Source organism: Thermoplasmata archaeon (genome assembly GCA_035632695.1).
GTDB lineage: Archaea > Thermoplasmatota > Thermoplasmata > RBG-16-68-12 > RBG-16-68-12 > RBG-16-68-12.
The window spans coordinates 1-6870 of the sequence record DASQGG010000145.1; the positions used below are offsets into that span (position 1 = coordinate 1).

General features: G+C 66.4%; 8 protein-coding genes and 1 tRNA gene. 4 read left to right on the plus strand and 5 right to left on the minus strand.

Annotated elements, in window-relative coordinates:
* The 3 genes from VEY12_09315 to VEY12_09325 all read right to left on the minus strand — a co-directional run.
* A partial coding sequence (locus VEY12_09315; protein HYM40320.1) for an ABC transporter permease occupies positions 1–193 on the minus strand: 193 nt, incomplete at its 3' end.
* 4 nt (positions 194–197) lie between these two features.
* Entirely contained in the window at positions 198–1226 is a 1029-nt protein-coding gene (locus tag VEY12_09320) for an ATP-binding cassette domain-containing protein (GenBank protein HYM40321.1), read from the minus strand.
* Positions 1227–1229: 3 nt separating this feature from the next.
* A complete protein-coding gene (locus tag VEY12_09325; GenBank protein ID HYM40322.1) occupies positions 1230–1718 on the minus strand; it encodes a PadR family transcriptional regulator in 489 nt (162 codons plus the stop codon).
* Between the two features lie 137 nt (positions 1719–1855).
* On the opposite strand from VEY12_09325, the gene VEY12_09330 reads away from it, so the two are divergent.
* The 3 genes from VEY12_09330 (at position 1856) to rpsJ (ending at position 4140) form a co-directional block, all read left to right on the plus strand.
* Entirely contained in the window at positions 1856–2407 is a 552-nt protein-coding gene (locus VEY12_09330) for a hypothetical protein (protein ID HYM40323.1), read from the plus strand.
* Between the two features lie 109 nt (positions 2408–2516).
* Positions 2517–3788, plus strand: a complete 1272-nt coding sequence (tuf, locus tag VEY12_09335) for a translation elongation factor EF-1 subunit alpha (protein HYM40324.1) — start codon at positions 2517–2519, stop codon at positions 3786–3788.
* Between the two features lie 40 nt (positions 3789–3828).
* Positions 3829–4140 (plus strand): 30S ribosomal protein S10, encoded by a 312-nt coding sequence (gene rpsJ / locus VEY12_09340; GenBank protein HYM40325.1) that lies wholly within the window; start codon positions 3829–3831, stop codon positions 4138–4140.
* A 29-nt stretch (positions 4141–4169) separates the two neighbouring features.
* Here the strand turns inward: rpsJ and VEY12_09345 are convergent, their stop codons facing one another.
* Together VEY12_09345 and VEY12_09350 are read right to left on the minus strand one after the other, a co-directional pair.
* Positions 4170–4694 (minus strand): hypothetical protein, encoded by a 525-nt coding sequence (locus tag VEY12_09345; GenBank protein ID HYM40326.1) that lies wholly within the window; start codon positions 4692–4694, stop codon positions 4170–4172.
* A gap of 55 nt (positions 4695–4749) precedes the next feature.
* Positions 4750–6459: an Ig-like domain-containing protein gene (locus VEY12_09350; GenBank protein ID HYM40327.1), complete on the minus strand. Its 1710-nt coding sequence runs from the start codon at positions 6457–6459 to the stop codon at positions 4750–4752.
* Positions 6460–6667: 208 nt separating this feature from the next.
* Between VEY12_09350 and VEY12_09355 the strand changes: the two genes are divergently transcribed.
* A tRNA-Ala gene (locus VEY12_09355) sits at positions 6668–6739 on the plus strand.
* Positions 6740–6870: the final 131 nt, after the last annotated feature.

Consider the following 6870-nt stretch of genomic DNA (forward strand, 5'->3'; position numbering starts at 1 on the left):
CGAGGTCTTGATTCGATATTGCCACGGGCTGGTTGCTGATGGACGTTCCCGACGGGAAGATGTAGCCCACCATGACCATCATGAACAGAGGCATCAGGACGAGCATGACCAGGCGCAATTTGCTGCGGCTGAACTCGAGGAGGTCCTTCCACGCGATCCACCCGCTGTGCCGCAGGACTCGCTTTACGCTCATCGCTTCACCTCACCCGGGACGTGGGAGCGCTAGGCCCGTGGCGAGGCCCGCGGCGTCCCGCCATCGGAACGTGGCTCGACACCTGCTCGCGGACCTCCCGGCCCGTGAGCTTGAGGAAGACGTCCTCGAGACTCGGCTCCATGTTGTGCACGCCGTTCACCTTGCCGCCGTTCTTGCGGATGCCGTCGATGACCGTGTCGAACGCGTCCGCACCCTTCGCGTGGATCTTCACGTGGGTCTCGTCCTCCTGAACGCTCGAGGCCACGCACGGCAGGGAGGAAAGCGCCGACAGGAGCGTGGGGCCAAGGTTGGGGATCTCGAAGTCGAGGACGGTCGTGTCCGTGCCCGAGACGAGCTTCTTGAGGTTCGCGGGGGTGTCCAGGGCGACGATCTTCCCGCGGTCGATGATCCCAATCCGGTCGCAGAGCAGGTCCGCCTCGAGCATCATGTGCGTCGTCAGGATGATCGTCGTCCCGTTCTCCAGGTTGATGCGCCGCACGAGCTCGCGGATCTCGACCGTGGACTGCGGGTCCAGGCCCAGGGTGGGCTCGTCGAGGAAGAGGATCTCGGGCTGGTTCACGAGGGCCCGGATCACGTTGATCCGCTGCTTCATCCCCGTGGAGAACGTCCCGATTCGCGCGTCCGCCCACTTTTCCATGCGCACGAACGTGAGCAGCTTCTCGATCCGCTTCGCCAACGCGTCCTTGGGGATGTCGTAGAGCTCACCGAAAAGGCGGAGGTTCTCCCGTGCGGTGAGATCGTTGTACATGATCAGCTTCTCGGAGACGAGGCCGATGTGCTCCCGGACGCGGCTGGCCTCCTTGACCACGCCGTAGCCCGCGACCGTGGCCGACCCCTCCGTGGGCCGGCTCAGGGTGCAGAGCATCCGGATCGTCGTGGACTTGCCCGCGCCGTTGGGGCCGAGGAACCCGAAGATCTCGCCTTTCCTCACGTCGAAGTCGATATGGTCGACTGCGGTGAAGCCATCGAACCGCTTCGTGAGCCCGGAGACCTGGATGACACTCTCGCCCATGACCTACACCTCGCCCGTTTCCGCCAAGATGGCCGCGAAGCGGCCGCGCATCTCCGTGACCGCCTGCTTCAGTTCCTCGGCCTGCCGCGGCGTGATCGTGCGCAGGTTCCTCATCAGGAGGCGGCCGGTGTCCCGGACCTCGCGGAGGAGGGACGCCCTTTCGGGGCCTACGGCAGCCTGGAACGAGGCGAAATGGCGTTGCATGGCCTCGCGCTGGTCGTGGATGTGGGCCTTGCCCCTGGCCGTGATGTGGTACGTCTTCCGGCGCTCCGATCCTCGCACGGCGATGAGGCCCTCTCGCTGGAGGGACCGGAGGGCAGGATAGACCGCGCCGGCGCTTGGCCGGTAGAATCCCTGGAACCGTTCCTCAAGGACCTTGATGACCTCATAGCCGTGCATGGGCCGCTCGCTCAGTGCGCGCAGGACGAGGGCGCGGAAGCCGCCCTTGATGAGGAAGGGCAACGTCGGGCGGACCAGGGGACCGGACTGCATGCCCACACGCTATATCGCGATATATTTGACTGCATCGTACGAACTGTAGGTACTGCGACACCGCCGCGACAGGCCCTCGGTGGTGCTCAGCGCGGACTTCATAAGCCGGTGCCGGGGTAGGTGGATGGGAATCCGCCATGACCACGGACCGCCGCTTCTGCCGCTTCAACAAGCTCGGAGACGTACCGTTCGGCATGCCGGAGGTGCCCGAGGGCGGTCTCTGCCTGTCCGCCTTCCTGGTCATCAACGAACGAGATCGGAACAACCACGCACTCTTGGGCCACCTGAATCCTGCAGCGCCATGGGACCACATCGGTGCGCTCGACGAATCGCGCACCGCGGTCCACAGCAAGGGCTGGATGCTGCCCTCCTCGCATCTCATCGTGAATGAGTCCCCCGAGGTGGCTGCGCGGCGGATCGCGGCGGAACAGCTCGAACGACACGATCTCACCTTCTCGGACGCCCGGGTGGTCTCTGAGGTCTACGCCCCTCGCCGGTTCCCCGGGCTCACCCGGCACTGGGACATCGAGTTCGTCTTCCGGTCCGAGTGGCCCGGCGGTGCCGCGCCCAAGGCCGCGGCGTGGACCGAGCTCCGGTTCGTGGACCTCGCGACGACGCCGAAGTCTGCGATGGCCCGATCGCACGAGGACGTCCTCGAATCCGCGGGATTGCACTTCGGCGAACCGTGACCGCCGCATGCACTCACGTGCGTGATTTTCTCCGAGGAAAACGCGCTGGCGCGGTAAGGAAAGCATAAATACGACTGGATGATAAGGTGCGACCTACGGGGTAGAAGACATGCCCGCCAAGCCACACTTGAACCTCGTGTTCATCGGTCACGTCGACCACGGCAAGTCGACGACCGTCGGCCGGATCCTGTACGACACCGGCAACATCGACCCTCATGAACTCGAGAATCTGAAGAAGCTCGCCGAACAGATGGGAAAGGCCACCTTCGAGTTCGCCTTCGTCATGGACCAGGTCAAGGAGGAGCGCGAGCGAGGCCTCACGATCGACGTCGCGCACAAGCGCTTTGACACGGACAAGTACTACTTCACCATCATCGACGCGCCGGGCCACCGGGACTTCGTGAAGAACATGATCACGGGGACGTCCCAGGCGGACGCCGCGGTCCTCGTGGTGGGGGCCGCGGAAGGCGTGCAGACGCAGACCATCGAGCACATCAATCTGGCCCGGACGCTCGGCGTGGAGCAGCTCATCGTCGCGATCAACAAGATGGATGCGACGAAGCCCGAGTACTCGGAGGCGCGCTACAACGAGATCAAGGGCGAGGTGTCCAACAAGCTCAAGCTCGTCGGGTACAAGGTCGACCGGATCCCGTTCATCCCGATCAGCTCCTATCGGGGCGAGAACATCACGAAGCCCTCGACCAAGATGCCCTGGTACAAGGGCCTCGCCCTCGTGCCCTCCCTCAACGAGCTCACGGTCCCGCCGAAGCCGACGAACCTGCCGCTCCGCCTCCCGGTCCAGGATGTCTACTCGATCACGGGGGCCGGCACGGTCCCGGTCGGCCGGGTGGAGACGGGCATCTTGAAGGCCGGGATGAAGGTCCACTTCATGCCCGCAGACAAGGTGGGCGAGGTCAAGTCCATCGAGATGCACCACGAGTCGATTCCCGAGGCGGTCCCCGGGGACAACGTGGGGTTCAACGTCCGCGGCGTCGACAAGAAGGACCTGCGCCGGGGCGATGTAGCCGGGCCCACGGAAAACCCGCCGACGGTCGCCAAGAGCTTCACGGCGCAGATCGCCGTGCTCAACCACCCGTCCGTGATCACGGTCGGCTACACGCCCGTGTTCCACGCGCACACGGCCCAGGTCGCGTGCACGTTCGAGGAGATCATCGCGGTCCTCGACCCCAAGACGGGCGCCCCGAAGGCCGAGAAGCCCGAGTTCATCAAGACGGGGGACGTGGCCCGCGTGAAGATCCGCCCGACGAAGCCCATGGTCATCGAGCCGTACAAGCAGTTCCCCCAGATGGGCCGGTTCGCGATCCGCGACATGGGCCAGACCGTCGCGGCAGGCACGGTCATCGACGTCGAGAAGCGGTGACCTCCTTCCCCCTTTTCCGCTCCGTTTGGTGATTCAGAAGATGGCACAGAAGGCCCGGATATCCCTCAGCGGCACCGACCCGAAGAAGGTCGACAACGTGTGCCAGCAGATCAAGCTCATCAGCGAGCGCACGGGCGTCGCGATGTCCGGGCCCATCCCCCTGCCGACGAAGCGGCTCGTCGTGCCCGTGCGGAAGAGCCCGGACGGCGAGGGTTCCGAGACCTGGGACCGCTGGGAGATGCGAATCCACAAGCGGCTCATCGACCTCGATGCGGACGAACGCGCCCTGCGGCAGCTCATGCGCATCCAGGTCCCCGACGGCGTGAACATCGAGATCGTGTTGCGCTCCTGAGCGCCCCCGTCGGAACGCGCTCGGCGAGGCTACCTCGATTGCGGCTCGAAGTACGACTGGACGAGCGCGAGCAGGAAGAGCGCGTCGAGCACGAACAGGGCGAGGGCCGCGTACACGGTCTCGAGGGTGAGGGGCGCGAACAACAGGATCGTAGGGCCGAAGCCCGTGACGGATGCAAAGGCCACGGGCCAGGACCACGGGCGGCGCTCCAGGATCCCGAGCCCGGTCAGGAACGCCACGAAGGGGGCGAAGCCGCTCAGGAATAGATGGCCCGTGGGGTCGCTCACGTGGGCCCACACGACGCCGATCATCAGGAGGAGGATGGGGAGCGCCGCGGGCGCGTACCAGGGGAAGGACGGCGGCCATGCCCGCGACCGTTCGAGCGCCGCCAGGAACGCCATCGCGAGGACCGCCACCGCGATGAGCGCGTCCAGCCAGGGGTTCATGGGAGACGAGGCCTGAAGCCCGATGGCTCCCGCCAACAGGGCCAGGGAGCCAAGGATTAGGCTGAGCCCCACGAACCAACGGAGGAGCTTCGTCGTCCGCGCATTCATCCTGGGGGCATTGCTTCAGGGAGGAAAAGGCTTGCCGCCGACGACCAGGGAGAGCTCACGGCTTCCGCCGACGGCCGCGGCGCACGGCAACGTACGCGGAGACCACGGCGATGCCCACCACGGCGGCGATGACCCACCAGAAGTCCAACGCCTGAACCGCGGAGGGCGTGGGGTTCGGAGGCTCCGCGCCGCCGTACAGGAACGCCACCGTGGACTCGTTCCGGTTGCCCGCCCGGTCCCACACCTGGACCGTCACGGCATGGGGACCCACGCTCAGGGTCGGGGGCAGGGCGACCTGCGTGTCTCCGGCCGCTACCGGCGTAATCGCGCCGTCGAGGACCACGTTGGTCTGGGACACGCCCGAGCCGGCGTCGGTCGCGGTCCAGTTCACGCGCACCGTGCCGTACACGGTCGACCCGGGCTGCGGAGCCGTTACGGCCACGACCGGCGGCGTGGTGTCCACGGTCACGTTCGCGCTCGCCTGCGCCACGTTCCCTGCCCGGTCGTACGCGCGGACGGTGACCGTGTGGGGCCCCTCCGCCACGTTGGGGAAGACCGTGCCTGCCGCGTTCGTGACCGTCAAGGGAGGGCCGCGGTCCAGGGAGACCTGGTAGTGGTCAATCCCCGATCCGCCGTCGGAGGCCATCCAGACCGCCTGGATCTGGTGGCTGTCGGAATACGACCCGGGGGCGGGCAGCACGATCTCGAGCACGGGAGGCGTGCGATCGACCGTGAAGAGGATGCTCTGGAACGCCTGGTTTCCCGCACGGTCCGTGGCCAGGAGGCTGACGAGATGCGCGGTCTCCTCGGGCGCGTGGACGGCGTACGAGGTCGTTCCGTTCGCGAGGGTGAGCGCAGGCTGGGAATCCAGGGAGAGCAGCAGGTTGGAGATCCCCGCGGCGTCCGCGAGCGTCCATGCGACGTTCACGTCCGTGGTGTTCACGAAGGCATTGTGCGCGGGCGCGTCGATGGAGAGGGTCGGGCCGACCGTGTCGTAGTGGAACGAAACGGGCACCGTGACCGCGTTGCCGGCGCGGTCCGTCGCCGTGACCCGGACGGCGTGGAGGCCCTGGGTGGTCAGGGACATGTTCATCGTGCCGTTCGCCCGGGCGAAGGCCTGGGCTTCGCCTCCGTCGACGGACACGGACACGCTCGCGACGCCGGACCCGGCATCCTGGGCGGCCCACCGGAGCCACTCCGAGTTCGTCCATGAGTCCGGCGTGGGGTTCGCCAGGAAGAGCACGGGCGGCGCGCTGTCCACGATCGTGCTCGCCTTCACCTTAGCGGGCGAGTCCGGCGGCCCCGGCTCGCGCACGTGGTGACGTCCCACCGCGACCGTGGTGAAGTTGTAGGACCCGTCGCCGCCGGTGAACGTGGTGTCGAAGATGATCGTGCCGTTCAGGGTGCCGTGCCCGCTCTCGTCGTCCCCATGGTCCGTCCCCGAGTTCGCGATCCAGTGACCCGTAGGGTTCCACGGAGGCGCGTAGAGCGCCCACGCGTCGGAGCCGCTGACCTGGTACCAGAGCTCCGTCCACAGGACGCGGTGACCGCGTTCGCCGCGGCTCCCGTTCACCGTGTAGTTGACCCACACGTCCTTGGGGGAGTACGCGGGAAGCGGCTGGATCGACGACGTGAGGGCCTGGTGGCACTGCCCCTCGTGGGAGTCCGCGTCGGACGGGGCGGAGACCGCGGGCGCGGGCACGTAGACGACCAGGAGGAGAATGACCAACGCACAAGCCGCCAGCCCTACCGCTCGACCACTCACGGGGAACCCCTCGTCGGACCGACAGCGGACGCCCTTACATTAGGGTTCCGGTGGGTTCCGTACCGGGCGAGGGATAGCATATCCAGAGATGAATAAAAATGGCTCCTTGACCGGAAGGACAGGTCCTCGGACCGCCGTGGCGGGTCGAGACGACGCAACGCCTCGGAGGCGAAGTTTCATGTGCGCCTCCACGCTGTGCGCGCCCGTCGGGCCGGTAGATCAGCGGAAGATCGCCTGCTTTGCAAGCAGGAAGTCCTGGGTTCAAATCCCAGCCGGTCCATACCCATTTGGGTTCGACCTCCAGATTTCCGCTCGATCAGACCAGGAGAGACCTCTAGGCTTTACGCCTCTCCGATTCTCGGACGTTCCAGTCAGCCTGTTTCCGCCCCACAACCCACCCCAACCCCCCAC

Excerpts from the sequence above, each read along its gene's own strand:
- VEY12_09320 (HYM40321.1), bottom strand. The coding sequence starts at position 1,226 with ATGGGCGAGAGTGTCATCCAGGTCTCCGGGCTCACGAAGCGGTTCGAT.
- VEY12_09325 (HYM40322.1), bottom strand. The coding sequence starts at position 1,718 with ATGCAGTCCGGTCCCCTGGTCCGCCCGACGTTGCCCTTCCTCATCAAG.
- VEY12_09330 (HYM40323.1), top strand. The coding sequence starts at position 1,856 with ATGACCACGGACCGCCGCTTCTGCCGCTTCAACAAGCTCGGAGACGTA.
- tuf (HYM40324.1), top strand. The coding sequence starts at position 2,517 with ATGCCCGCCAAGCCACACTTGAACCTCGTGTTCATCGGTCACGTCGAC.
- rpsJ (HYM40325.1), top strand. The coding sequence starts at position 3,829 with ATGGCACAGAAGGCCCGGATATCCCTCAGCGGCACCGACCCGAAGAAG.
- VEY12_09345 (HYM40326.1), bottom strand. The coding sequence starts at position 4,694 with ATGAATGCGCGGACGACGAAGCTCCTCCGTTGGTTCGTGGGGCTCAGC.